A 25265-nucleotide genomic window follows, 5' to 3' on the forward strand; every position below is an offset into this window, starting at 1 on the left:
TATATAGAACCGTTCCTCCTTTCCGATTTATATCCCACTTAGTTCAGATAAAACGCAAGAACAGATCGCTAAAATGCTTGGTGTGACAAAGATTTATATCCCACTTAGTTCAGATAAAACCGAAGCCATGCGCCTATTACCAGTCGTTCGGTCAAATTTATATCCCACTTAGTTCAGATAAAACGAGCCCCCTTTTTGGTTACTACACGCTGTTTCGCCTAAATTTATATCCCACTTAGTTCAGATAAAACTGATGCGGGCAACGCATCAGAAAGGGGTGAATTGAAATTTATATCCCACTTAGTTCAGATAAAACGACGCTAGGGCGCTTTGGGACGCGCTAATGTTAACGATTTATATCCCACTTAGTTCAGATAAAACCCAAACAAAAATGCCAAAATAACGATAGTATCAAGCTTTTTTATAAACTTGCGAGATCAAGTATTTGTGCAGTTTGCAGTAAAGGTTAAATCGTGTTTTGGGATCTATGAAAAAAAGCTTTGAAACCTAGAATTCATCGAAGGTTTCATCACTTTTTCATATAATAGGTTTGCTGCAAATATTGATTTTTGCCTTCAACATTGAGATAATGTTGATACTTGTTGACAAAAACAACATTCCTTAGGCTAAGAATATTTGTCTATCCTTGCTACTCTTCCAATCTTGATCCATATCCCTACGAAAACAAGTCTCATTTAAGTCTTTTTCATTAAAATTACAAATACATACTAGCCGTCAGCAGCCCATTTCATGCATCATCATGAATTGAGTTCATTAAAATAATGAATGTATACTAACCTTCCCAAAAAAAGATTGGAAACACTAGTACCCTATGTCAATCAATACAATCTATTATAACAACATTATTCTCGTAATCACTATCACATATTACTGAATTTTTTAAAAAATCGGCACAATCAATTATACTGCTTTTTTCATTAAAGGAATAAAGTCTCAAAACTTTTTTCCTGCCCATACACTTTCTTTTTTATGTTCCGCGGGTTTTTCACTTCATAAACATAAATCGAATCTTCGTTTTTGTTAATAATCGCCTCAAGCTCTGACATGCATTTGGCAAGACTGCTTAAAGTGATTTCCCCTTCGAATACAGAATTTTGCGTCCAATAAAGATACTCTTTTAATTTTTTTCGAACTTTATTTACTCTTTTCTCTCCAACATCGTACGTTATTATGACAAACACACTTACCACCACGCTTTCAAAGGCTTGTATTTTTCGTCACCGATTACATGCTTGATCAGCTTATAGCATTCCAATCGGATTAAATATCGATACGTTACTTGACGCTTCAACTTTCGATGTTTTATAGAAGTTTGCATTTTCTTTTCCCAACTTTCAATAAACCGTTTGCGCCCTTCTTCATTTAATAAACAGAAGCCATGTTCATATGAAAATTGCTTTGGTGTAATTCGACGGTTATTAATTAGCGAAAAAATTAGCGGTTCTACGATAAGGGGTTTAAAAATTTCTGCAATGTCCAAGCTTAAAGAAAATCGTTTAACTGAAGGTTCATGCAAATAGCTAATCGTAGGGTTTAACTGTGTTTTATATATTTCCGTCAACACTGTCGTATACATTAAACTATTCCCAAAAGAAAGTAAGGCATTTATCGGACTGGTTGGCGGACGCTTCTCTCTTTTTTCCATAGAGAACTCAGGACGTAAAAATTGTGAAAATGATTGATAATAACAATTTCGAATTCGGCCTTCAATTCCCATTATTTCTTGAACACTATTGGCATTTTCCAATTTTTTTCGTTCTTCAGTTATCATGCAAATTGTATCTGTCGTCTTTTCTTTATGAGATTTTAAATTCCGCAATATATGAAATGACGCACTCTCTATAAAAGAACGGGCAATCTCCAGTCTTTTTTCTTCTTTCAAATAATGTTCAGCCTGTTTAACTAGTACGAAACCGGAAACCTTTTTTTCTCTTGGAACATATGAACCAGCATAAAAACCATAATAATTGTATATATGAAGATTAATATCATATTGATTCAATAAGTTTAAAAAGCTGCTATTAAATTGTGTTTCTCCGAATAAGTGAAGATTTTCTACTTTATCAACAGGAAGGGATTTTTTCTTTCCTTCACCATCGATAAAATAAATAGTATTATCCTGTCGTTTTAATTGTCCATTTGAAAACACATAAAAATCTTGCAACTCACTCACTCCTCTTGAGCAAAACAAAAAGAATAGTAAGCACATGATGAACAGTATGGAAGTCTCTTTACTTTCGGGGCTGTCGGCTGATATTGAATAGCATTGATCGCTTTTATTAATTTTTCTATTTCCACCTCATTCTCTGATGTTAATTCAATTTCTTCCGTTCGTTTTTCCTTTGGGTAATGAAGCTTCCCTTTTTTTTCAATGCCCATCTGCTTTAAATAATATAAGTAATACAAAAGTTGCATCCGATCAGCTTTTTCCATTTTGCTAGACATTTTGACTTCCCTGACATAATCATCATCTACTAAATCAAGTTTTATGACATCATCTACCATTTTCTCTTTCATTTGTACTCTTTTATAGGAATGCTCATGAAGCAATTGACCGATGGCGACTTTTTCATGCTCACTCTCAAGTTGTATACCTTTTGAAAACAACCACAGCTTCCTTTTACAAACAAAATAATAGTGTACTTTTATCCCTTGAATATCTAGCCGCACAAATGACACCTCTTTATACAAAAGGGGATAAAGAAGGAGTAAGCGAAACTCCAGTACCTTTTTTTGTTTTTTTGTCAAAATCATAATCTAAGTCTAATATTTCGATATATGGCAGTAATGGATATTCTTTACCGTTAGATGATCGATACGTCTTTAAAATCGGTGATGTATTACCTCTTGCTCGGGCTTTGGTAATGGACACCGTTTTTCGCTCAATTTCTTTCCGCAGTTTCATGCGTTCATAACGATCTTCACATTGAGCTAACTGGTCAAAGAGGTACTCATATTCATCAAATATTTTTCTCGGAATCGCAAGAACAGCCTGGATGTCACGGAGTATATTTTGTGCTTCTTTGTTCGTTAATTCATGGTCAGTAATCGAATCAATCGCCCTCATTGCATGATCAAATTCCTTTAAAAATTTTGTATTTTTTAATGATTCCCGCTTATAAAGATTAGCAACCAGCTCTACTTTTTCCTTTTCTTTTATCACCTTTTCATGAAATAACGAAAGCGCCTCAATACTTTTTAAAACAATTTCTTGATCATAAATATAGCCGATACCTGAAGCATCTTTAGTAAAAATAAAAATGTTTGGATTGTCGTGATCAAGCAAGCGTCTTCGATAACATCTGCCAAATCGTTGAAATAAGCTATCCAATGTTGCTACTTCTGTATAAAGCTCATCAAAATCGATATCAATAGATGCTTCAACAAGCTGAGTCGTCACCCAAATGCCTGATTGATTTCGATCTTTGTCAAATGCTTTAATGGCTTCTTCAAGAATGCTGCGATCTTCCTGAATAAACATGGAGTGCAGAAGCGATACTTGATCAGTAAGTTTACACAATTTCGAATAAACTTCCACAGCTTGCTTAACGGTATTTACAATAACTAATACTTTTTTCTTCTTCCCACTTTCAGCGATCCTTTCATAGTAATCGCTCATTGGTTGATCATATATGGCAATACGATGACGAATATCGTCATTCACAAAAGTTTGAAATACGTAATCTTCTTTTTTTATTACTCCACGACTTTCAAGTGCTTCTACATATAAAGTCGGGAGTGTCGCTGTCATAATTAGAAACCTTCCACCAATTTGTTTAATCATTTCTAAAGCTTTAATTAATACCGCTACAATTTTCGGTTCATAAGCCTGGATTTCATCGATGACAACTACCGAATAAGCCATGGTTGCATACAGCTTTTCATATCCTCTATATTTAAAAGGAAATTTTAAAATTTGATCAATCGTAGTAAAAAGCAATTTTGAAGCAAAATTTTTCGACTGATCATAGATGACCTCCCAATTTTCTTTTCCTGTTTCATCAAGATAGTTGCTGCTTGTCGAATGCAGAAGTCCGGCTTGCTCGAATCCCATTTGTTCAAATACCCTATCAAATAGTGCATTGATACTGACTCGAAGAGGCAATGTAAAAAATGCTTTTTGATTACCGATCCATAATAAAGCTGCCTCTGTTTTTCCCATTCCCGTCTGTGCTACAATAATTGCATTTTTTCCTTGTTGCTCCTTCGCAAATAATTGAACATCTCTTAATGAAGACCCTTTCTCTAGGATAAATTGTACTGCTCGTTCACCGATATTTTCTTCTATCCCTACTTCAATATCGATATGCCCAGAGGCTGCATGATCTATTCGATGAAGAAGACCTTTCACTAAGACATAAAATAAATATTCATCTATTTTTTCCTCATCGTAGACAATTCTTTTTTCCATTTCTCTAAAAACTCGATTGGACAGTTTAATTTGATCCGGAACAGGAATTTCAAGATGGCTTCGAACTAGATCTTGTTTCTTCACTAAGTCCAGTTCAATTGCTTCTCGAAGTTCTTCAAAATTTAACTCATGGTCACGTTCATGATGATAAGCAATTGCTTGGATAAGCACCTTTCGTTCAAAACGAGTAAGTGAAAGCTTCTCCAAGGGAAGAAAAAATGGAGATAAATAATTGTGCGGCAAATATTTTTGTGCTTCAGTTTTTGCCTTATAAGGAATGCCGATCACATCTGAAATGCGTTGCTGAAAGGGTCCATACACCTTTCCAGCATCATGATAGTGAATGGCAATTTTTAAAAGCTCCCAAACTCTTTCATTCTGTATGTAAATGCCATATGCATTACGTAATTTTTCATATTGTCTCAATAATTCGTCTGTGTGCTCCTTCAAGGATTCAACGGGATTTGATTTTGCATAAATGATGCACAATGTTGATTCCCTCCCTTATATCTGTAAGAAAAGAGCTTTTGTCCATAGACAAAAGCTTAATTAAAGAAGACAGTATATCCTTCTTCATCAAAATGAATTGGTTCATAAAACAATTCACTGTAAATTTTTTCACCCTGTGCAACATATAATGTTGGGATTTTCACCCAATCACGAACTCCCTTTTTAATTGTATAAGTCCAATTTAGGCGATAAGGGATACCCGTTAGGTCATCCTCTGCAATGATCTTTTTCGGGATATACATCGAATGAGCTAAGTCACTTTCATCAACTGTTATCAGCTCAATAAATCTTATCTCATCCATACGTACGAGATCTTCATGGCGTCCAAGGCTGATATGACCGTCATAACTATAAAAAGCTTTATAAATTTTTTGCAAAATTTCGTCCTCTGCAGCGATATGTATTACTAACTGAACATTGTACAAAAGATGCATATAAAGCGGCATCGCTGTCATGGAAGTATAGGAATAATCAATTCCTGAAAGCCCGTCCAAAATTATAGGAAATTCTTTACTTTTTCTATCTTTTATAAAATAACTTTTTTTATAATCTACAACTCTTGTTTCATAATCACCTTGGATGCTCAAACGAAATGGAATCAGTTTATTGGCTTTTAACACTTCATGTATCATGCCCTTTACTGTTGAGTATGGAGGAAGCGGATATGTTTCTCCTACTTTCAAAGCAAACGGTTTTGTATAACAGGCAGTTTCTTGAAACATTTTTAGTCGTAGTACTTGCATCATTTATCACCAAAATATTCGTCAATTTCTTGTTCAAGAATTGTAAAAAACTGCTCAATTGTCACGATATTCCCGAGTGTTTCAATTTCACTTTCATTATCGAAAACTCCACGTACTAGCCCGATATTAGTACGATCTGCCACCTTTTCTCCAAGTATCGTTTGTTCAAGCACTGATGCAATTTTTCCTGTATTGAGTTCGTATTGATTTCCTTGTTTTAACGACACTCTCCCAAGGAAAAATGGATTAGCAACACTGTATACCCCTCCAATAATAAATAGAGGTGCAAGATTCTCTTGTCTTCCTTTAATTTCACGATTTAATATTTTAATGATTGTCAAAAGTTGTTTGATACGGGCAGCACGTTCTTCATTCGGCAGTTCAATCTTTCCGTCCACTCCGATACGAGCAAAATCTATGGTTACCGTATACGTATAAAGGCTTTGATGCTGCTCTAAATTTGCTAAATTCGCGTCTGTTCCAATTCGATTAGCGAGGCCCATATTTGTTAAAAATTCAAGATCGCTTCGAAAAGGTTCGAGTGAAATCGCATGACTAATGCGAACAGCTGCAGATCTTCTCTCTGCGCCTGATTTCGCCTTTGTTTTCATATATCCAAATAAATCCATTTCAACTGAATCTTTGATGGTGCATTCGTCTTTAAATTGAATAACTCCTTTCGATTTGTCTACAACATCTAAATTCCAGTTAAAAAGTTGATTACCAAGGCGGACGATGTCGTAGCGAAGACTTTGGCGAGAGGCAAATGTATGAACATCACCATTCCCGCGGTGGAATTTTTTTAATTCAGAAATATTGGCGATACCTTCCCCATAATTTAATGAATTCCCTTGAAATATTACTGTAAATGATAAAGCCTTTCTCATTATTCATTTCCTCCTTCAGGTTGTTTGTCATTAGGTTGGGATACCAAGCCTGCGATAAACGCATTAGCAACAGTCGCAAAATCAAGCTTTTCTTCGTGCAGCACTTGTAAAAAGAGAGAGGGCATTGGCAACTCCAAAGACATATACACGCGAATTAAAGAATCCATAAAAGTCTTTTTATTGTTCGCTTTTGTTGCATTTAACAATCGGTAAGCAATTCCCTGAACTTTCGGTTCTTGTCCTTTTTCCACGTATTTTTGCCGAACTTCACGTCCACAGTTGTATAAAAACCAGATACTTTTGCTTTCAGTTTTCGAATCGATCTTCACATCTCCATCTCCTTCCAAATATTTTTGGTATAAATGACGGACAACTACTGCCGTCTGAGCATCTAATGATGAATATTTTTTCTCGATGCATTGGCGGAGTACATTGAAAATCCTCCATTTTGCATCGCGCCTTGTTAAAAAGTCATATGCAAGCGCATTGCGCAAAGAATAATGCATCCTTTTCAATAGTTCGTGCTCATTCACGAAGAAACGACTTAATGAACGGGGTAAATCAAAATAATTCAATATCGTCTTTCTCGACCGATAATCGGATGAATAATCAATAAAAAGATAATTTCGATGATTCGCATTTCCCTTTTCCTTCAATTCTGTAACTAAATCAAAAATAATTTCGTTTAAAGGGTTCTCTTCTTCGCGCAATAATGCATAACGTTCATTTACTTCAAAAAGTTTATTCATACTCCCATCGATTTGCACAAAGCTTGATTGGTTTCCGTTTGGTGAAAGTGCCGCTCCGGCAGGCGCACAAAACAATATAAATTTGGCAAGATTGGAAATAGGAATTTTCATTTCATTGTCAAAATCCCAAAAATAATTCAAAGCATTTGAAGAACTAACCTGTAAGGGAACAAAATGACCTTCATTTAAATGTTCGAATGCATACCATTCATCAAAAAAACTGCATGATAAAAACTGTTCATTTTCGTTTTCCCGAATGTCAGCAAGAGATGTTTTCTTCCACGTTTTATGTAAATTTTTGATCGGTTTATAGGGACATTCTTTGAGCCAACTTAATAGTTGGTTTTCATCCTCTGCATTCATAAGCAGTTGTTTAAGCTTTAGTTCACACAAAATTGGAACGATGTAATCTTGATGTATGCGTTGAATTTGTTCCTCAATCGCCAACTTATTTAAACTAATATTAAGAAAACTATTCTGACCGAAATAAGGTTGAAGTATAGAAAGTTTAAAAAAGTTTACTGTTTGTTTTTCATTAATAAACGGTGTTTTCAGTAGATCGAGATAACGGTTAACTTCCTTTTCTATTTGCTCAATGTCTTCGAACTGATCATATCCCTTAATTTGTTCAATCAACAAAGACATTTCGGTTCCTTCAGCTGTATCAGAACAGTAATTTTTTGCCTTATCCCATGTTCTCTTTAACGATTCATCAAGCTTTTTTTTCGCTTCTTTAAATGTTTCTTCTTTCCGACACCGACTTAAAATTTTTTTTAGCCTTGTTTCATCCCGATCAGCAACACTGAATTTTTCAAGAAAATATGTAAAATAATCTTTAGCCATTGTGTTAAATATGCTGCTATCAAAACAAATACCGTCCTGCTTCATTTCTATATGATGTCCGGCTTTCCTAGCAATCCGTACAAATCCAACCAAACCTTGATTAATCATCCATTCACCCGTAGGCAAAAAAATTTCCAAGTTATATCACCTCCACCATGCCGAACGATTGATTCCTGCGAAACCCAATTCCAAGCTGGGAAAGCAAGCGTAAATCATCTATGTCTCCATTTAGACAAAAATTTCCTTTATATGCAGTGAAGTAAAGATACCCGTGGTCAAATTCTCTGATTTTTTCTTTAACTACAGTTTTCTTTAGTTGATTTTCTAAGACTTGCAATGGCTGTTTAAGTCCGTGCCCACGAAAATTTTTCAATAGGAGATTAGCAATATAATTCAGCTCACGCTCGAATGCAGGATCATCTGGCGCGATTGATCTGTTATGAGCATCACGAATATAAATGGGAGAAAGTGTTTTAAAATAAACAGGGATTTGATCTATTTGTTTTTCTTCTAAAAGTGTAATTTTTCCCCGATGAAGTGTATACGTTTGATAAGTAAACTCTTGTATCTGCTGCAACCCATTATAAAGGTGAAGAAAAAATTCATAGTCAGGCGTACTGATCAAGAATGATATCTTGCCTTCGATATGGAATTCATCATCGATAAGTTTATACTTTGGTAAAAATAATGCAGTGCTAAAATGTTTGCTGTTCTTACTAGGTTTTCCGTTAAAAAAATACAAAGATTCATACAATGTCGGAGCTGACCGTTTTATGCTCTCCTTGATCAGACTGACAAACATCATACGATAGGCAACGGGTAGCCTTTCAACCTCAAATTGGCATCGAAGTCTCATTTCTTTTCCCTCCAAGCTTTTCTATCATCATCCTATCATCTATTCCGGAACTTAATATGTCAGTTTAAAAAATTTTTTGACATTTTTTCTACTTCTTCCTCGACGCTTTGGCGAAGTTCATTCGGACCGAGCACCTGAACTGCAGATCCCATGCTTAATACAAAACTAGTTAATTCCGGCAACCCGGACATCGTCGCCCGAAAAATGATGGATCCATCTTGTTGTTGCTCTATTTCTTGATCCTCTGAATAGATCTTTTCACTTAAAATCTTGGAAAATGGTGGTTTTACATGCAATTCAACAAAATAGGTATCAGCATAAATACTCGTTTTACCTATATAGTCTTCGAGCCGAAATGATTCATCACGCTGAAACCTTTCTTCATATATTTGATAATCTTGAATTCTAGTTAATTTAAAATCACGATAATCATTTCTCAGCTCACAATAAGCAATGCAATACCAAAATTTTTTATACGGAATCAGTTTGTAAGGATGAATGATGCGTTCAGTGCGGTCTGAATTTAAAGCCTCATAAACAATTTTCACTTTTCTGCGAGCCGCGATTGCAAAATTTAATTGTTCATACTTATCTTTTTCATGATTCCAATCGACATTTGCTTTTTCCTCTAAAATAATTGGCTGCCATTCAGACGAAGACTGAATCTGCTGTTTGGAAATACTTTGAATCTTCATGACGGCACTTTCAAAATCATTGAATTGCAAAAAGGTAGGATGATTTTTTAAATATTCACTTGCCTTTACTAATGCTTCTAATTCTTTTGGTGAAAGCGACAAGTATTCAAAAATATTGCTTTTCGGCAGAACATAACCTCCATATCTTCCCCTAGCTGTCTGAATATGGAATCCAGCCATTTCTAATTGATCTCGATAAACTCGAATAACCCTTTCACTTAATTCAAGTTCTTCTGCTAATTCTTTAATTTGCATTCGTCCTCGTGATTTCAATAAAAGAAGCATTCGAAAAGCATTGACAATTTTCGACATAATGATACCTCCAAAATACCTAACAACATTTACGTGTAATATTTTACCATAGTAAATTAATCCTATAGATAATCTGTATGGAAAATTTATAAAACTTTTGAAATTAGGTCTATTAGAACAGAGTGTGATCGCTTCAACCACAGAAGATGCTCTTGCCATCGGCTTTTCATAGTAAAGGTATCTTTAGCACACGTTAGGTGGACAAAGGCATGGACATTTCATAAAAAACCGTCGAGCAGAAATTGAGGAAGATATTTTTGAAGGAAAACTTACAGAAGATAGGATCATTTTGAAAATATAGGAGAATTGGCTTTATCCACAACTAAATGCAAGACAACTTGATTACGTGTCAAAATTTTATCCTCATTCCTGCTCTTTTTTCGCGCATAAAAGCAAGGCTCTTTGCAGAAGGATCAGTGCTCGCAAACGGCGTCATTGTTTTTTGCTAATAAAATCCTAAAGGGTCAAAGTCACAATGAATCCATCTTTATCTCCTTTTTCACTGATTTCCTAAGTCAGCTAAATCAATTGCTGGGATATACAGTTGAAAAAAATGAAGAAAACGTTGATAGTTGATCTCGTTAACAGCAAAACAGCTACAGACATCGGCAGATTTATTTTTTCCACATGAAAAGCATTGTTTCTTTGATTTCTTCTCTTGCTATGTTCATGAACGAACACAGAGGACAGTGTGTGAAAGCGGGACGAATAACGTAATGCAGATTTCCATAAAATAACGGTGATTCGCTCTGTTATTCTTTTCAGCCGAACCATTTCTAAATTTGCAGCATGCTTTTTAAAAAAATGAAGCAAAAGTGTTGACTAATTTATAGTAATCTTATAGGATTTAATTGACTAATTAGTCAGTCAGGGGGGGTATAGTGCAGGCAGAAGCTCGAAGACAGGAAAGAAAACAGCAATTATTGCAAATTGCATTAGAATTATTTGCGACAGTTGGCTATGAAAAAACGAAAGTCTCAGATATCGTCGCAAAAGGCAATGTGTCCCAAGGGACATTTTATTGGTATTTTAAAAGCAAAGAAGCGATCGCGCTTGAGATGCTGGAAATAGGTCGTGCCCAACTTTTAGATGCAATCAAACTAGGGTACCGCACAAAAAAAGTGGACTTGCAAGATTCCGTTGCTTCCACGACACAAATGTTTGAACGTATTTTTCATTTCGCTGAAAACAATAAGTATTTCATGAACATATTGCTAAAAGGCATTCATTCTCAGCCAAAGATACAAGAAAAAGTGGAAGAGATTAAAGCAGACATGGAAACAGCTTTTGCGGAAAATATTGCACAGGCCAAAGAACTGAAAATGATCTCGCGTGAAGTAGATCCAAAATTACTGGCAGTATTCATCATGAGCCTCCTGGAAGGAGTTTTAGCCAGATGGCTATTTCAATCGCCATCATCAAAAGATGCATTACAGCAAAAAACACTTCAACAGCTCATTGAAGAAACTGTACACTTTGAATTTTTTGGAATCTTTGGTGTCTAATGAAGGAGGATAAACATGAAAAAAATAAGATGGTTCATTTCACTCATTGCAATAGCAGCTCTAATACTTTCAGCATGCGGTAATAACAATGATCAAAAAGAAAAACAAACTCAAGATCAAGAGAAAAACGCATTACAGGAAATCAAAGATAAAGGCGAAATCACTGTCGGCATTATGGGTACTTATGCACCTTATAATTTTATGAATGAAAACAAAGAATACGACGGCTTTGACGTTGACATTGCGAAAGAATTGGCAAAACGTCTAGGAGTTAAAGCAAATTTTGTTGCACAAGAATTTTCTGGTTTAATTCCTGGGCTTCAAAAAGGTAAATTTGATATTTTAGTAAGCCAAGTGACAATCACAGATGAACGGAAAAAACAAATCGATTTTACAGAACCATATATTACAAATAAAGTCAAAGTGATCGTTCGGGAAGACAATAATGACATCAAATCTGTTAATGATTTTAAAGGAAAAACAATCGGAGTTGGACTTGGTACGAATGATGAAGCATATTTGCGAAATGAATTATTGCCAAAAGTGGGCGATTTTAAAATCAACACATATGATGACGTGATTACAACATTAAAAGACTTGGATGCTGGCAGAATTGATGCAACGATCAACAATGTCTATGCATTAAAACCAGTCATTGAAGAAAACGGCTATAAAATTAAAGCCGTCGGCGATCCAATTAAGGAGGACCAAGCTGGCGTTGCAGTGAAAAAAGGCAATAAAGAATTGGTGGATGCTTTAAATAAAGCATTGAAAGAAATGAAAGAAGACGGAACATATAAAGAAATTTATGTAAAATGGTTTGACGAAGAGCCGACCGAAGAATGATGAAAGTAGGTTGCCAAAATGGACTTAGTCATTGAAAACTTGCCTTTTTTGTTAAAAGGGGCATATTATACATTACTCATTACTGTAGTTTCCATGTTCTTCGGTTTAATCATTGGTTTAATCATTGCGATTGCCCGGCTTAAGGGCAATCGCATTCTGCGTGGTATAGCAAGAGCCTATGTGTCCATTATTCGGGGGACGCCGGCATTGGTGCAAATCGTCATCGTTTATTATGGCTTAGTTGATTATGGGATTGAATTAGGCCCATTAACTGCTGCGTATATTGCACTAAGTATTAACATCGGCGCTTATGTTTCAGAAGCGTTTCGCGGTGCGATTCAATCCATACCAAAAGGGCAAACAGAAGCAGCGCTCGCAACTGGTATGACGGAACGCCAGGCGATGCGCCGAATTATCATCCCTCAAGCGATTCGCTACGCTATCCCCCCACTTGGCAATACATTTGTCGGAATGTTAAAAGAAACATCGCTCGTATCCGTTATTGCGGTCACAGAATTAATGCGCTCTGCTCAATTATTAGTGGCGCAATATTATGTTTACATGCCGTTTTATTTAGCCATTGCAGCGATGTATTGGATTATGAGTACATTCTTTACATTTTTATTAAATAAAATCGAAAAACGGCTGTCTGTTTATTAAGGTGGTGACAGCATGATAGAGATTAAAAATTTACAGAAAAATTTTGGACAGCATGAAATATTAAAAAATATTTCATTATCCATTCCAGCCCATCAAGTAGTGGCAGTCATTGGTCCAAGCGGTTCAGGAAAAAGTACGTTTTTAAGATGCATCAACGGACTTGAAACAATTACAGGCGGCACCATTACAGTCGACGGTCACGTGATTGATGCAAATGCTTCAAAAAAAGCACAACAAAAAGAAATTTATGCCATTCGTCGAAAAACAGGGATGGTGTTTCAACAATTTAATTTATACCCGCATAAAACGGCCGTCCAAAATGTAATGGAAGCTTTATTAGTAGTGAAAAAAATGCCGAAGGAAAAAGCATACAGCATCGCAGCCAATTTGTTAGAAAAAGTCGGGCTTGCAGCAAAAGAAGATGCTTATCCGTCTCAGCTGTCAGGCGGGCAGCAACAGCGTGTAGCGATCGCAAGAGCTCTTGCGATGGAACCGAAGTTGATGCTATTCGATGAACCGACTTCTGCACTTGATCCGGAGCTTGTAGGAGAAGTATTAAAAGTAATGAAAGAATTAGCAGAAGACGGCATGACGATGATTATTGTAACGCATGAGATGAAATTTGCCCGGAGTGCCGCTGACCGCATTTTATTTATGGCAGACGGCGTTATCGTAGAAGATGCGAAGCCAGCAGCATTTTTTGAACATCCGCAAACAGCGCGGGCACAAAAATTTTTGCAACAAGTTACAGAGTTTTAAAAGAGAGGAATTGAACAATATGCAAATTAAAGCAACATGGCAGGGCGGCCGTGCTTTTGAAGCAGTCGGTCCATCCGGATACAAAATGGCAATGGATGCCACGGAAAACTACGGTGGAGAAGGAAGTGCCGCAACCCCAACAGAAATGCTCCTAGCGGCTCTTGCCGGCTGCATTGGAATTGATGTAACGATGATTTTAAGACATGAATTAGATCATATTGAGGCAATTGATATTACAGTCGACGGCACGCGTCGCGAAGAATTGCCCTCTTCTTTCACCGCTTATACCATCACATTTACAGTAAATGGGGATATAACGCCGAAAAAAGTTTGGCGCGCCATCCAATTAGGCAAACAAAAATATTGTGCGGTTTCTGCATCTTTAAAGGGTGACGTTACGTTCAAACTAATATTGAACGGCAAAGAAATTCCTGCTGAAAAAGAGTGAAAAAACGAAGTAAAGTTTTGATTACAAAGGATATTGAAAAATCTTTTGCAATCATTTTTTATACAAATTTTGTTTTAGCAACTGCCTTTAACTACCTATTTTCTTGTTTCTAACAGCTGTTCCGCTGTCCAAGCCGGAGTGTTTGCGGTTTTAACTAACTATTTTCTTGATTGGGGCTGTCTAATAAGTCGTTTTTTCGGCTTATTGACGGCCCCCCTTTTATGAAATATCGATGTTAATGATTTTTGGTTTTCAATAGGGATTTGACTTTCTGGACAGCCCCGTGCCACATTTTTTGTTTTTGCTAAAAAAAATAAACGACCTTTTCCCGCAATTCATTTGGAAAAGGCCGCAATTCGGATATCTATTCTTTTTCCAATCAATTTTTGTAACCTACTTCACAAAAATCGTTCTGCCATTTTTTATTTATAAATTTTCGACAGCACGCTCATCTTCTTTTACATAGGAATATGCTAGCTCATGGAAGGACACTTGATTTCCAATAACATAATCATGTTGTTTTCGATTTTCATGCGCTTTTTGGAACACATCGCTGTGGAACCAGCCTTCGAAGCTGTCTTTGTTCTCCCATGTTGTGTATACACGAACTTCGTCATAATCTTTTAATCCGTCCGTTACTAAGAGATCTAAACGAATGAACCCAGGAAATTTCTCAATTCCCTTTCTAATTTTAAAACGCTCCACTAACTTTCCGGAATATCCTTTTTTCACGCGAATGGAATTGGTAACGATGTACATTCTTTTTTCCCCTTTCTTTTGAATCGTTTTGGAATAAACATTGGTTTTCCATCCATATCATGGATGGAGACAGAAATACCAAATACCTCTTCAAACATTTTTTCCGAAAATACTTCCTCTGGACTGCCTTGTTGATAAATCGTCCCGTCTTTCATCACGATTAAGCGGTCACTATACTGTGCGGCTTGATTCAGATCGTGAAGAATCATGATGACCGTCCTGTTATACTGTTGATTGATCGTTTGGACAACCTCCAAAATTTCCAATTGATGTACAATATCTAAAAACGTGGTCGGTTCATCCAATAATAAATATTCAGTACTTTGGGCAAGAACCATCGCAATCCACGCTCTTTGCCTCTCGCCTCCTGATAAGGAAGACAAGTGTTGATGTTCATATTGTTTCACATTGGCAAGAGCTAACGCCCAATCAACGATTTCTTTATCTTCTTGACTGAATGGGGCAAATTTGCGTTTATAAGGGTTCCTGCCGAACTCTACTAATTCACGTACGGTAAAATCGAGCGTAACATCATGTGTTTGCGGCAGCATAGTTAATTGTTTTGCAATATCTTTTCGATTCGCAGAAACGATATTTTTTCCATCGAGAATGATCTCGCCATTTTGGGGCTGTAATAAGGCAGCGATGAGCCGCAGCAAGGTGGATTTTCCTGATCCATTAGGCCCAATAATGCTAATCACTTCACCCTTTGGCAATTCCAGATTCATTTCGTTGATGCCGAATCGTTTGGAATGGTGGTAAGTCAGATCTTTAACGGTGAGCATGCTTCACTCCCCCCCTTTAAAGACCAAATATAGGAAAAACGGACCGCCTAGAAAAGACAGCAGGATCCCTACCGGCAATTCAATAGGATCAAACCAGCTTCTTGCCGCAGCATCTGCGAACACAACGAGTATGCCGCCGCCTACACAGGATAATGGCAGCAAATAACGATAATCGTTTCCGATGAGCAATCGAATGATATGCGGAACGATAAGACCTACAAATCCTACCAGTCCAGCAACACTGACGGCTATTCCAGCTAAAAGAGCACTGACAAAAATTAAGAAAAATCTGCTTCTTTCCACTTGATGGCCTAATAAAGTGGCCACCTCATCCCCCAGCATCAGCATGCGGATATGTTTGATGGAAAAAAACGCTAATGCCAGTGCAAAAATGGCATAATAAACAATCATCTCTACATGCACCCAGCTTACGCCGCTAATCCCGCCATTTAGCCACGGCAGAACCGCTTGAACTTTGTCGCTATGTAAAATCATAATACATGACATGATCGCACCTAAAAAGGCGTTGATTGAAATCCCGACCAGCATAATTCGAACAATGGAAGTTCCATCTTGCCAAGCTAGCAAATAAATGAGCATTGCCGTAAGAAAAGCGCCAAGAAAGGCTGCTAAAGGCAAAATGTGCAGTTGATCGGGATACAGCACCATGATCACCGTCGCTGCCAGTCCTGCCCCAGACGTCACGCCAATAATACCGGGATCCGCAAGCGGGTTTTTCATTACACCTTGTAAAATCGCACCCGAAACCGCTAAACACATGCCGACAAGCAGCCCAACGAGAATCCTTGGGAGCCGCAAATCCCAAACAACACGGTACACTAACGATTCCTTATCGCCCATATCCGCAAAAAATTCCTTAAATGAAATAGAGATACTGCCTGCTGTCAGGCTATAGAATACGCTTAGAAACAATAAGATGATCAGAATGATGATAAGCCATATTCGTTTCTTTCGATTCATCATGAATCCTTTCCTATATCTTTCAAGCTTTGACGCATATATTCCACTGCTTCTGTGATCTTTGTCCCCGGATTAGTGCCAAACAAATTCGATGGCAACACCACAATGTTTCCTTTTTTTACCGCATCCAAGTTTTTCCAAGCTGCATTTTTTTCCATTTCTTGTTTAAAAGCTTTTTCTACCCCGCTAGGATCACCGTGTGTGATTAAGTAAATGATATCTGGATCAGCTTCCACCACACGTTCTACCGCTAATTGAGCGTATTGCGGATATTCTTTTAACTTTGGAAAGTTCGATGCTACATTGATTCCACCCGATTTTTCTAAAATATCTCCTGCCAATGACGTTGGGAGAGCTGCTAAAAATGATCCAGGTGCTCCATAAACAAGCAATGCTTGAGCTTCGGAAGCTTCCGTTTGCTTCTCAACGACTTGCTCGATTTGTTTAATCAACTCTTGAGCTTTCGATTCTTTACCGAGAAGAGTTCCATATGTTTCGATGTTTTTCTTTATATCTTCAATGGAATTCGCTTCCGTCATGATAGTTTGTATTCCTTGATTCTCCAATGCGGGGATGTTTTTATCAAAACCAACATTGGCAATTAACACATCTGGCTTCAAACTTACGATCTTCTCTATATTCGGCTGGTGTGTATTTCCGATTTCTACTACTTTTTCTAATTCTTCCGGTATCTCTACCTTCGTACTAGGCCTGCCGACAATTTCCCCTCCTAATTGATGAATGATATCCATATCACCGATCGTTAATGAAGCAAATTTTTTCGGATGAGTGTCAAAAGCAACTTCACGACCTGATGCATCGGTCACTTTCACTTTGCTTTCTGTTACTTTTGTCCCTCCTGTTGATTCAGTTCCTTTTACCCCGCATCCGGTAAATAAGAGCAATAAGAAAAACGTGAGGGTGAATTGGAAAAGTTTTGTTTTCAAAAGTATCCCTCCTTTACCATTTTAATTAAAAATGATTATCATTGTCAATTGTTATTTTCGAAATTTTCAACCATTTACTTGTTCTCCTTTAATTTTGCATGTATGACAAGTCTCCCTTCTCCTCCAGGAAACGTGTAATCACAAGTAGATAAAGTTAAAATTTGATCATTCGGTTCGATATCAATATCGGTCTTATAAATGGAACGATCTTTTAACTGATTGACAAATGATAAAAATTCGTCATCAGAGGAAAATTCAGTATCGATATAATAAAAATCTGTAGTCGTTTTATATACTGAAAAGATTTCAGCATCGTAGCTTTCATATAACGTATCAAAATAAATGGTGCGGTGATGCTGGAAAAACGATTCATCCAGATATTTATCTAATTGTCCAAACATCGTGTCATCTTTCATACGATGTCCGTAAAGGATAACATTTTGATTTAGGCCTTTCACATCATTTCGATAATCCATAAAAATGCTTCCAGCCCTTGATTTCTCTTTTTTATAATTTCTTGTTAAATAAAACTCATTGTTTTCCGCTTGAAGAATCGGATACGAAATGTATGTGTCGGGAATTTCAATCCAACCAACAATATCTTGGTTAATGCGCTGCAATTCAATAAAAGACGAACGAATTCTTTCAAAGTCCTTGCCTTCGTGAGAAGTTCTCTCGGTACGATTTTCTTGATAAACCTCTTGTATTTCAGCTAAAACTTGCCGGTTTGTATAGTAATCGTAAAGGATACTTATAATTTGATACGCTGAAAAAAACAAAATCCCAATGCAAACAATGCTAACGAGTTTCCCAATGATCTTTCTCAATCCCCGATCATTCATGTCGCATTGTCATTCCTTCTAGCAACTCCCATTGGCACAACATAAAATCCGCTTTGATCATTATGATTGACTATGGCTCTTACCCCATAAATGCTTTCAATCATTCCTTCCGTGATCACTTCTTTTGGAGAACCTTCCGTCACAATTTCGCCGTTTTTCATCACAATAATCCAATCACTATAACGAATGGCTTGATTCATATCATGCAGCACCATCACAATCGTAATGTTATACTCCCTGTTTAACTTCTTGATGAGCTCTAAAATTTCGAATTGATAATAAACATCCAAATATGTTGTCGGTTCATCCAAAAACAAAATAGGAGTTTTTTGCGCCAATGCCATCGCTATCCAAACTCGCTGTCTTTCTCCCCCAGACAGCTGTTCTACTTTTTCTTTTCGTTTTGATTGCAAATTGGTAATGGAAAGCGCCCAATCAATCACTTCTTCATCCTCTTCTGAGTTATGATGATGAAAAAATCTTTTATACGGCATGCGGCCGTAGCTCACCAGGTTCTCGACATTGATATCAAAAGGAATTTCATTTTTTTGATGAACAACCGATAGTTTCTTCGCCAATTCCTTCGGCTTATATTGTTGAATCAATTTTCCGTCCAAAATAATCTGGCCTTTTTGCGGTGCATTGTGGCTAGACATAACTTCTAATAATGTGGACTTTCCGCATCCATTCGGACCGATAATCGTCGTAATTTTACCAGGTTCAACAGCAAGGTTAATTGATTTTAACTGATCCTCTTTTTGATTATATGAGAATGAAACATTTTTAACCTCCATAGATGCGATCACTCCTTCTAATCAATATAATCAAAAAGGGACCTCCGATTAATGACATAATAATGGATGCAGGAAGTTCCGTCGGCGCTAAAAACACCCGTCCGATTGTGTCGGCCGTTAAAATAAGCAAAGCTCCTGATAAAATGGAGAATGGTGTTAATATTTTATAATCTGAACCGACTAATAGCCGTCCAATATGGGGAATTAGCAAACCGACAAATGCAATGACCCCAACAGTTGCGGTTGTGACGCTTGCCAAATAAACTGCAATCGCAGATATAATAACCCGAGCTCTTGTCACGTGAAGCCCCAGATTTCGCGCCGTTTTATCTTGTAAAGCCAGCATGTTGCACCAAGAATAAACGAGCAAGGACAATATTAAACCGATGGAACCATATATAACAATTGTTTGAACATCGTCCCACGTTTGTTGAGATAATGTTGATGCAGTAGCTTTCGCAGAACTGGTTGTCGTATAGCCTCTGTAGTTAAAGGATTCATATAATGCAGTAAACACCGCATTGACTGCCACCCCAACTAAAATTAATCGAAGGGGGCTGAGTCCTGATTTCCATGAAAAGGAATAGACAAGAAAACAGGCAAGTATCCCTCCAAGAAAAGCAAACAGCGGCATCCAAAAAAACAACGTAGGAAAGAAACTGATCATAGTTAATGCAACAAAATTGGCTCCTGAAGAAATCCCGATGATCCCAGCTTCCGCCAAAGGATTTCTCATAACTGCCTGCAATAATAATCCCGATACCGCCAAATTTGCTCCAGCAAAAAGGGACACAATGATCCGTGGAAATCTCATATCCTTTATGACTTCTACATCTTCATTTCCACCAAACAAAAGGCCTCTGATCAACTCAGCAACGCCAATTTCCAAACTTCCGTTCACAATAGAGAAAAAAGTGACAACAACCAGCATTGTGGTCACTACTGCAAAAGTTAGCCACGTTTTCTTCATGGATCAGCACCCTTTTCTTTTTTGTCCGCTTATTCATGAAACTCAGGATACAAATATTTCACCAATTCATCTAAAGCTTCATCCGCTCGAATGGTTGCGGTAGTCGGGAACAATTCTTCTTCCAGATCATACACCCTGCCATTTTTGACAGCATCAAAATGCTTCCATATATCGTTTTTCTTAAATTCTTCATCGAACATTTTGACTACTTCCTCCGGCATGCCGTGAGCAAGCCTTAATATGACATCGGGATTGGATTCATATAAATATTCTGTGTTAGATTCTAAATACTCCACTTTCTCTCCTTGAATCACGTTGTTTCCACCCGCCAATTTCACTAGATCGCCAATATAGGAATGCTCTGTTGCCACTAAGTAACTTCCGGGAACTCCGAGTAAGATTAAAACATTTGGTTTTTCCAAGTTACGAGTTTTTTTCTGGATTTCTTTTACTTTTTTTTCGAATCTATCAACGATCTTCTTCGCTTGTTTTTGTCGTTCATATTTTTCTCCGAGTGCAAGAATTTCCTTTTCCATTGATTGAAGACTGGTTAAATCCAAAAAATCTACTTGAACGTTATGTTTTTCAAACACTGGCTCTAAATCATATTGAATAGTTGAAACAGAGTATACATCAGTAGGTTTTAAAGACATCAAAACTTCCATATCAGGATTTTTAGCATACCCCACTCTTTTCGCATTCTTATACCGCTCCGGCAGTTTTTTGCTGCTTGTGGGGACGCCAACTAAATCAATATCTAACGCATCAAAAATTTCCGTAACGGCAACAGATAATGAGACAACTCGATGATCCTGTTTTTTCGGCTTTTTTTGTTCCGTTGATTCAGCAGCAGATGAAGAACAACCGGCGACGACAACCAGCAGCATTATCAAAAGGATCAGCCATCCCATTCTTCTTTGTTTACACACTTAAACAAAGCCTCCCCGCTTTCGACCGACCTAAAAAGTCGTTGTCATATTTTTTAAATAAGAAAATGTTGTCTTGATGCGCATGTCCGCATCAAGACAACAGTCAGGTTATTTTTTCAAATGAATAAGGAGCCTTGAGCGATTCTTCCAAACTATGATGGCAAGAGATCCTAGCAGCAATGCCAAATACAAACCAATTTGGGAAAGATCAGCCGTTTTGGCATTCACGGTTGAATTATTTGAGTTATTGGAAGCGTCATCGTCTGTCGACTGTTGATCTGCATCTCGGTTAAAGGTTAGTGAATCGTCATCGCTATTGCTATTTTGTTGATTTTGATCTTGATTTTGGTTTTGATCTTGATCGGTGGAATTCGTATTCTTCGTTGGAACGCCTGTTCCATCATATGGTTTTACACTATCTGGATCAAAAGCAATTTGGATATCATACGTATTGTGATATTGAAGATCTGGAATATCCACCTTGATCTTAGCATTCACTTTTTTAGATAAATCTTCGATCGGGAAACCTACTACTCTTGTATCTTCTTTTTCATTTTTGCTTCGCACTTCCACATCTTGATATTGGCCGTTTCTTTCCACTTGTAATTTCGTGATCCATGAGCTTTTTAGCAATGTGAACGCAACATCTAATTGTCCATTTTTTACAGTTAATAGTGCCGGGCTGACAACATAATCATTGACCATTGACGGTTCTTCTGTACCATTTTTTAATACAGTAAATTCCACGGTATATAGACCGTCAGCCAACTCATTTCTTGTTTGTCCGCCATTGTTATTTCCAGAATTTTGATTGTTATTGTTCGATGGATTGTCTCCAGGCTTATTTGTACCCGGATCTTTCCCAGGATCTTCTGGTTTTTGTACATCCTCATCCGGCTGATCCTTCTTTACTGGTTTGATGCTGTCTACATCAAACTGGATTTGAACCGTATAAGATCCATCATAACCATATTGCGGTATAACAACTCTTGTTTGAACATTCAGTTTTTTCGTTAAATCGTCCACTTCAAACTTGACGACTCTTGTGTCTTCTACGTCATTCGTCGATACAACCTCCGCATCGACATATTGACCGTTTCGCTCTACTTGAAAGCTTTTAATCCATCCGCTGTTTTTTAACGTCACGGAGACGTATTTTTTGCCATCCTTCACCGATAAGCGAGCCGGTTTCACAGTATAGCCATCCATCATCGAGATATCTTCTGTCTTGTCTTTTAAGACCTTAAAGTCAATCGTATATTCACCGTCTTGAAGCTCTTCAGCAGGCTGTTCATCCTGATCGCCATCTTCTCCCGGCTGCGGATTTGGCTCATTATCTCCAGGAGCTGGATCATTCGGTTCCTCGCCATCTTCTTGTCCTGGATTTTCAGGCTCTTGGCCTCCTTCTTCCGGCTGCTCCGCCTGCACTGGTGTAATGCTGTCTACATCAAACTTGAAGTGAACGGTATGCGTCATTTCATACATGTTCGGAACCGAAACAGTCAATTGAGCATTCAATTTTTTTGTTAAATCGTCTACTTCAAACTTGACGACTCTTGTATTTTTTTCTACATTTGTCGATACAACCTCTGCATCGACATATTCGCCATTTCGCTCTACCTTAAAGCTTTTAATTAATGAACTGCTTTTTAACGTCAATAAGACGTATTTTTTACCGTCCTGCACTGTTAAACGGGCCGGCTTCTCTGTATAGTTATCCATTGATGAGATATCATCTGTCCCGTTTTTGAACACTGTCAAGTCAATCGTGTATTCGCCGTCTTGAAGCTGTTCCGCAGGCTGTTCATCTTGATTGCCATCTTCTCCCGGCTGCGGATTTGGCTCAGTATCTCCAGGAGTTGGATCTTTCGGCTCTTCCCCATCTTCTTGATCCGGATTTTCAGGCTCTTGCCCGCCCTCTTCCGGCTGCTCCGCCTGCACTGGTGTAATGCTGTCTACATCAAATTGGAATTGAACCGTATGAACTGTATCATATACGCCTGGTACGGCGACTCTTGTTTGAACATTCAATTTTTTCGTTAAATCATCCACTTCAAACTTGACGACTCTCGTGTTTTCTGCTCCATTCGTCGATACAACCTCCGCATCGACGTATTCACCATTACGTTCTACTTGAAAAGTTTTAATCCATTCGCTGCTTTTTAATGTCACTGATACATATGCTTTGCCGTTCTGCACTGTTAAGCCGGCCGGCTTCACGGTATAGCCGTCCATTGTCGAGGTATCTTCTGTCCCGTTTTTCAAGACCCTAAAGCCAATCGTGTATTCTCCGTCTGCTAAAGCCGATTCAGCAAAAACAGGCTGTATTTTGACGGTCGGCAATAATAGCAGGAAAACCATAAAAATGGCAAAAAACTTTCTAATCCTTTTCTTCACAAGAAACCTCCCCTTCTACAAAACTTTAAATCTAGATTTGAATTTAAAAATTAGAAATGCTGCAGATAATAAAAATAAACCGATGAAAACATAAAGTGACGTGCTGTCACTAGTTTCCGGATTATTTTCTGTCTGCTTGTCTGTTTCATTTTGATTGTTTGTTTTATTTTGACTACTTTTTTCATTGCTTGTTTTTGTAGAAGCAGAGGTAGATAATTCGTTTGAACTATTAGAATCTGAGCTAACAGCTTTAATACTATTTTGATCAAACTTTAGTCTTATTGTGTAATGGCTGTCATAAACACCCTCTCCAGGAAATTCGTCTTCTGGAATATAAACATGTATTTGAGAGGTTACAATGTCGGGAACTTGATCTACTTCAAATTGCGCAACTCTTTTATTTGCAGAAGTATCTGTGCTTATCACTTTTGTATCCACATTAGAAACTTTAAATTCTTTAATCCACGAACTATGATTTAATCTTACTTGAACGAAGTATTTGCCATTTTTCACAATTAGTTTTGCAGGCTTTTCCCAATAATCATTGGCCATGGATACCGAATCATTATCTGCTTTTAAAACTTTATAGTTGATGGTATATGTTCCATCAGCCAAGGAATTATTCGCCGATGCCGGCAATGAAGCATAAAAAACTACAAATAGTAAAAAGACGACTGAAAAAATTTTTTTCATTTTTTGATCCGTACCCTCCTTTAAAATGTAATTAATAGATTGTTATATTCCAGAATTAAATAGCTTTCCCCCTTTCGGCTACTTATCAATAATGATTCTCAATCTCAATAGTCATTTTATTAATAACGATTATCATTGTCAATAAATTTTTATGAATCTTCCAGTTTTCCATAATTATAGAAATTTTTCATTTAGTAGTTTTTTATTTAGTTGGAAACTCCGTATTAAAAGACTTTAGTCGAACTTTATACAAGAAAATAGAAAAATCTTGTTTAATTGAATTTCATCCATAAAAAAATAATTTGTATTTATCGGAATGATGGATTCGCCTTATGTCTGAAAAATTATTCGGACAGTGTATTATTCATGTGAATATAGGCTATCGATTAACAAAATGAATAGAAAAAAAATGGAGATGAAACAAATTAGATCAGTTCCCTTTTTTCGGACATGAGGTAGTGTGATGTTAAGGCCAAGGGGGAAAATGAAATGGAAGACTTGGAGTATTTTTAAAAAATGCTTTTTCATTGATTAAACTTTATTAAGAAAATTTAATGTTTGTACCAGCACTTTCTTCTTTATGTATCGATAACGCAATATGAACTCCAAAAAATAAGTTTAGTAAGTAATATAAAGCAGATACAAAAACGGTAAAAATTAGACATAAACTTTTTTAAAAAAGTGTGCATACGAAATCGAGTGTAAAACGGAATTAATTATTTTTGAATAATTTTTTTAAATAATATTCGCCAGCTATTCTATATGAGTTTACTACTAGGAATAAAGTATTGAAAATACATATGAGCATTTCTTCAAACAATAATATTTTCGCTGCACCTACAATGAAACTTCAAAACAAGCTCAGAATACTAGTAACTCTCATTTCTTTTTATCAATTTGTCCGATCTGTACAATCAACTGTT

The 25265-nt window shown here is 37.0% G+C and carries 24 protein-coding genes and 1 CRISPR repeat array (1 of these 25 running past the window's edge); of the genes, 5 read left to right on the plus strand and 19 right to left on the minus strand.

From position 1 onward, the window contains the following. Positions 1-381: a CRISPR direct-repeat array (repeat unit 29 nt; unit sequence ATTTATATCCCACTTAGTTCAGATAAAAC) (it extends 3224 nt beyond the left edge of the window). Positions 382-938: 557 nt separating this feature from the next. From cas2 to NSQ41_RS17075, 9 genes are read right to left on the minus strand one after another with little or no spacing between them, the layout of a single operon-like run. Further along, on the minus strand, positions 939-1202 hold the full coding sequence (gene cas2 / locus NSQ41_RS17035) for a CRISPR-associated endonuclease Cas2 (protein ID WP_063387729.1): 264 nt from the start codon (positions 1200-1202) through the stop codon (positions 939-941). Positions 1203-1204: 2 nt separating this feature from the next. Beyond that, complete coding sequence (gene cas1b, locus NSQ41_RS17040; protein ID WP_327856944.1) at positions 1205-2185, minus strand: type I-B CRISPR-associated endonuclease Cas1b; 981 nt, start codon at positions 2183-2185, stop codon at positions 1205-1207. A 5-nt stretch (positions 2186-2190) separates the two neighbouring features. Beyond that, positions 2191-2691, minus strand: a complete 501-nt coding sequence (gene cas4 / locus NSQ41_RS17045; protein WP_235600436.1) for a CRISPR-associated protein Cas4 — start codon at positions 2689-2691, stop codon at positions 2191-2193. Between the two features lie 13 nt (positions 2692-2704). Beyond that, the gene (cas3, locus tag NSQ41_RS17050; protein ID WP_327848721.1) at positions 2705-4921 is read right to left on the minus strand and encodes a CRISPR-associated helicase Cas3'; all 2217 of its coding nucleotides are present in this window, start codon (positions 4919-4921) and stop codon (positions 2705-2707) included. 56 nt (positions 4922-4977) lie between these two features. Beyond that, positions 4978-5685 carry a type I-B CRISPR-associated protein Cas5b gene (gene cas5b / locus NSQ41_RS17055; protein WP_339210437.1) on the minus strand — a complete coding sequence of 236 codons (708 nt, stop codon included), beginning with the start codon at positions 5683-5685 and terminating at the stop codon, positions 4978-4980. After that, positions 5685-6572 carry a type I-B CRISPR-associated protein Cas7/Cst2/DevR gene (cas7i, locus tag NSQ41_RS17060; RefSeq protein WP_311066552.1) on the minus strand — a complete coding sequence of 296 codons (888 nt, stop codon included), beginning with the start codon at positions 6570-6572 and terminating at the stop codon, positions 5685-5687. Before cas7i ends, cas5b begins: the two co-directional genes overlap by 1 nt. Then, a complete protein-coding gene (gene cas8a1, locus NSQ41_RS17065; RefSeq protein ID WP_327856945.1) occupies positions 6572-8302 on the minus strand; it encodes a type I-B CRISPR-associated protein Cas8b1/Cst1 in 1731 nt (576 codons plus the stop codon). Before cas8a1 ends, cas7i begins: the two co-directional genes overlap by 1 nt. Position 8303: 1 nt before the next feature. Then, complete coding sequence (gene cas6 / locus NSQ41_RS17070) at positions 8304-9020, minus strand: CRISPR-associated endoribonuclease Cas6 (RefSeq protein WP_063387724.1); 717 nt, start codon at positions 9018-9020, stop codon at positions 8304-8306. Positions 9021-9079: 59 nt separating this feature from the next. Continuing rightward, positions 9080-10027 carry a WYL domain-containing protein gene (locus NSQ41_RS17075; protein WP_339193387.1) on the minus strand — a complete coding sequence of 316 codons (948 nt, stop codon included), beginning with the start codon at positions 10025-10027 and terminating at the stop codon, positions 9080-9082. A gap of 881 nt (positions 10028-10908) precedes the next feature. On the opposite strand from NSQ41_RS17075, the gene NSQ41_RS17080 reads away from it, so the two are divergent. Genes NSQ41_RS17080 through NSQ41_RS17100 form a run of 5 tightly spaced genes read left to right on the plus strand, consistent with a single transcriptional unit; the run spans position 10909 to position 14245 of the window. Further along, a complete protein-coding gene (locus tag NSQ41_RS17080; protein ID WP_232515597.1) occupies positions 10909-11532 on the plus strand; it encodes a TetR/AcrR family transcriptional regulator in 624 nt (207 codons plus the stop codon). 15 nt (positions 11533-11547) lie between these two features. Then, on the plus strand, positions 11548-12378 hold the full coding sequence (locus NSQ41_RS17085; protein WP_063387722.1) for a transporter substrate-binding domain-containing protein: 831 nt from the start codon (positions 11548-11550) through the stop codon (positions 12376-12378). An 18-nt stretch (positions 12379-12396) separates the two neighbouring features. Then, positions 12397-13038 carry an amino acid ABC transporter permease gene (locus NSQ41_RS17090; RefSeq protein ID WP_063387721.1) on the plus strand — a complete coding sequence of 214 codons (642 nt, stop codon included), beginning with the start codon at positions 12397-12399 and terminating at the stop codon, positions 13036-13038. 12 nt (positions 13039-13050) lie between these two features. Further along, positions 13051-13797, plus strand: coding sequence for an amino acid ABC transporter ATP-binding protein (locus NSQ41_RS17095; RefSeq protein WP_066250100.1), 747 nt, complete (start codon positions 13051-13053; stop codon positions 13795-13797). Between the two features lie 19 nt (positions 13798-13816). Then, complete coding sequence (locus tag NSQ41_RS17100; protein ID WP_063387719.1) at positions 13817-14245, plus strand: OsmC family protein; 429 nt, start codon at positions 13817-13819, stop codon at positions 14243-14245. A 426-nt stretch (positions 14246-14671) separates the two neighbouring features. Here the strand turns inward: NSQ41_RS17100 and NSQ41_RS17105 are convergent, their stop codons facing one another. The 10 genes from NSQ41_RS17105 to isdC form a co-directional block, all read right to left on the minus strand. Next, positions 14672-15004 (minus strand): antibiotic biosynthesis monooxygenase, encoded by a 333-nt coding sequence (locus NSQ41_RS17105; RefSeq protein ID WP_339210439.1) that lies wholly within the window; start codon positions 15002-15004, stop codon positions 14672-14674. After that, positions 14974-15789, minus strand: coding sequence for an ABC transporter ATP-binding protein (locus tag NSQ41_RS17110; protein ID WP_130157530.1), 816 nt, complete (start codon positions 15787-15789; stop codon positions 14974-14976). Before NSQ41_RS17110 ends, NSQ41_RS17105 begins: the two co-directional genes overlap by 31 nt. A 3-nt stretch (positions 15790-15792) precedes the next feature. After that, positions 15793-16773 (minus strand): iron ABC transporter permease, encoded by a 981-nt coding sequence (locus NSQ41_RS17115; protein WP_339210441.1) that lies wholly within the window; start codon positions 16771-16773, stop codon positions 15793-15795. Continuing rightward, positions 16770-17717, minus strand: coding sequence for an ABC transporter substrate-binding protein (locus NSQ41_RS17120; RefSeq protein WP_063387715.1), 948 nt, complete (start codon positions 17715-17717; stop codon positions 16770-16772). Before NSQ41_RS17120 ends, NSQ41_RS17115 begins: the two co-directional genes overlap by 4 nt. Positions 17718-17791: 74 nt before the next feature. Continuing rightward, the gene (gene srtB, locus NSQ41_RS17125; RefSeq protein ID WP_063387714.1) at positions 17792-18559 is read right to left on the minus strand and encodes a class B sortase; all 768 of its coding nucleotides are present in this window, start codon (positions 18557-18559) and stop codon (positions 17792-17794) included. After that, positions 18556-19353, minus strand: coding sequence for an ABC transporter ATP-binding protein (locus tag NSQ41_RS17130; RefSeq protein WP_130157533.1), 798 nt, complete (start codon positions 19351-19353; stop codon positions 18556-18558). Before NSQ41_RS17130 ends, srtB begins: the two co-directional genes overlap by 4 nt. Continuing rightward, the gene (locus tag NSQ41_RS17135) at positions 19343-20323 is read right to left on the minus strand and encodes an iron ABC transporter permease (RefSeq protein WP_063387712.1); all 981 of its coding nucleotides are present in this window, start codon (positions 20321-20323) and stop codon (positions 19343-19345) included. The genes NSQ41_RS17130 and NSQ41_RS17135 overlap by 11 nt, the downstream gene beginning before the upstream one ends. Before the next feature lie 29 nt (positions 20324-20352). Next, on the minus strand, positions 20353-21234 hold the full coding sequence (gene isdE, locus NSQ41_RS17140; RefSeq protein ID WP_063387711.1) for a heme ABC transporter substrate-binding protein IsdE: 882 nt from the start codon (positions 21232-21234) through the stop codon (positions 20353-20355). 126 nt (positions 21235-21360) lie between these two features. Next, complete coding sequence (locus tag NSQ41_RS17145; protein ID WP_339210443.1) at positions 21361-23649, minus strand: NEAT domain-containing protein; 2289 nt, start codon at positions 23647-23649, stop codon at positions 21361-21363. A gap of 15 nt (positions 23650-23664) precedes the next feature. Next, entirely contained in the window at positions 23665-24342 is a 678-nt protein-coding gene (gene isdC, locus NSQ41_RS17150; RefSeq protein ID WP_339210445.1) for a heme uptake protein IsdC, read from the minus strand. Positions 24343-25265: the final 923 nt, after the last annotated feature.

Origin of the sequence: Aeribacillus sp. FSL K6-8210, assembly GCF_037963925.1 — a bacterium.
Taxonomy (GTDB): domain Bacteria; phylum Bacillota; class Bacilli; order Bacillales; family Aeribacillaceae; genus Aeribacillus; species Aeribacillus composti.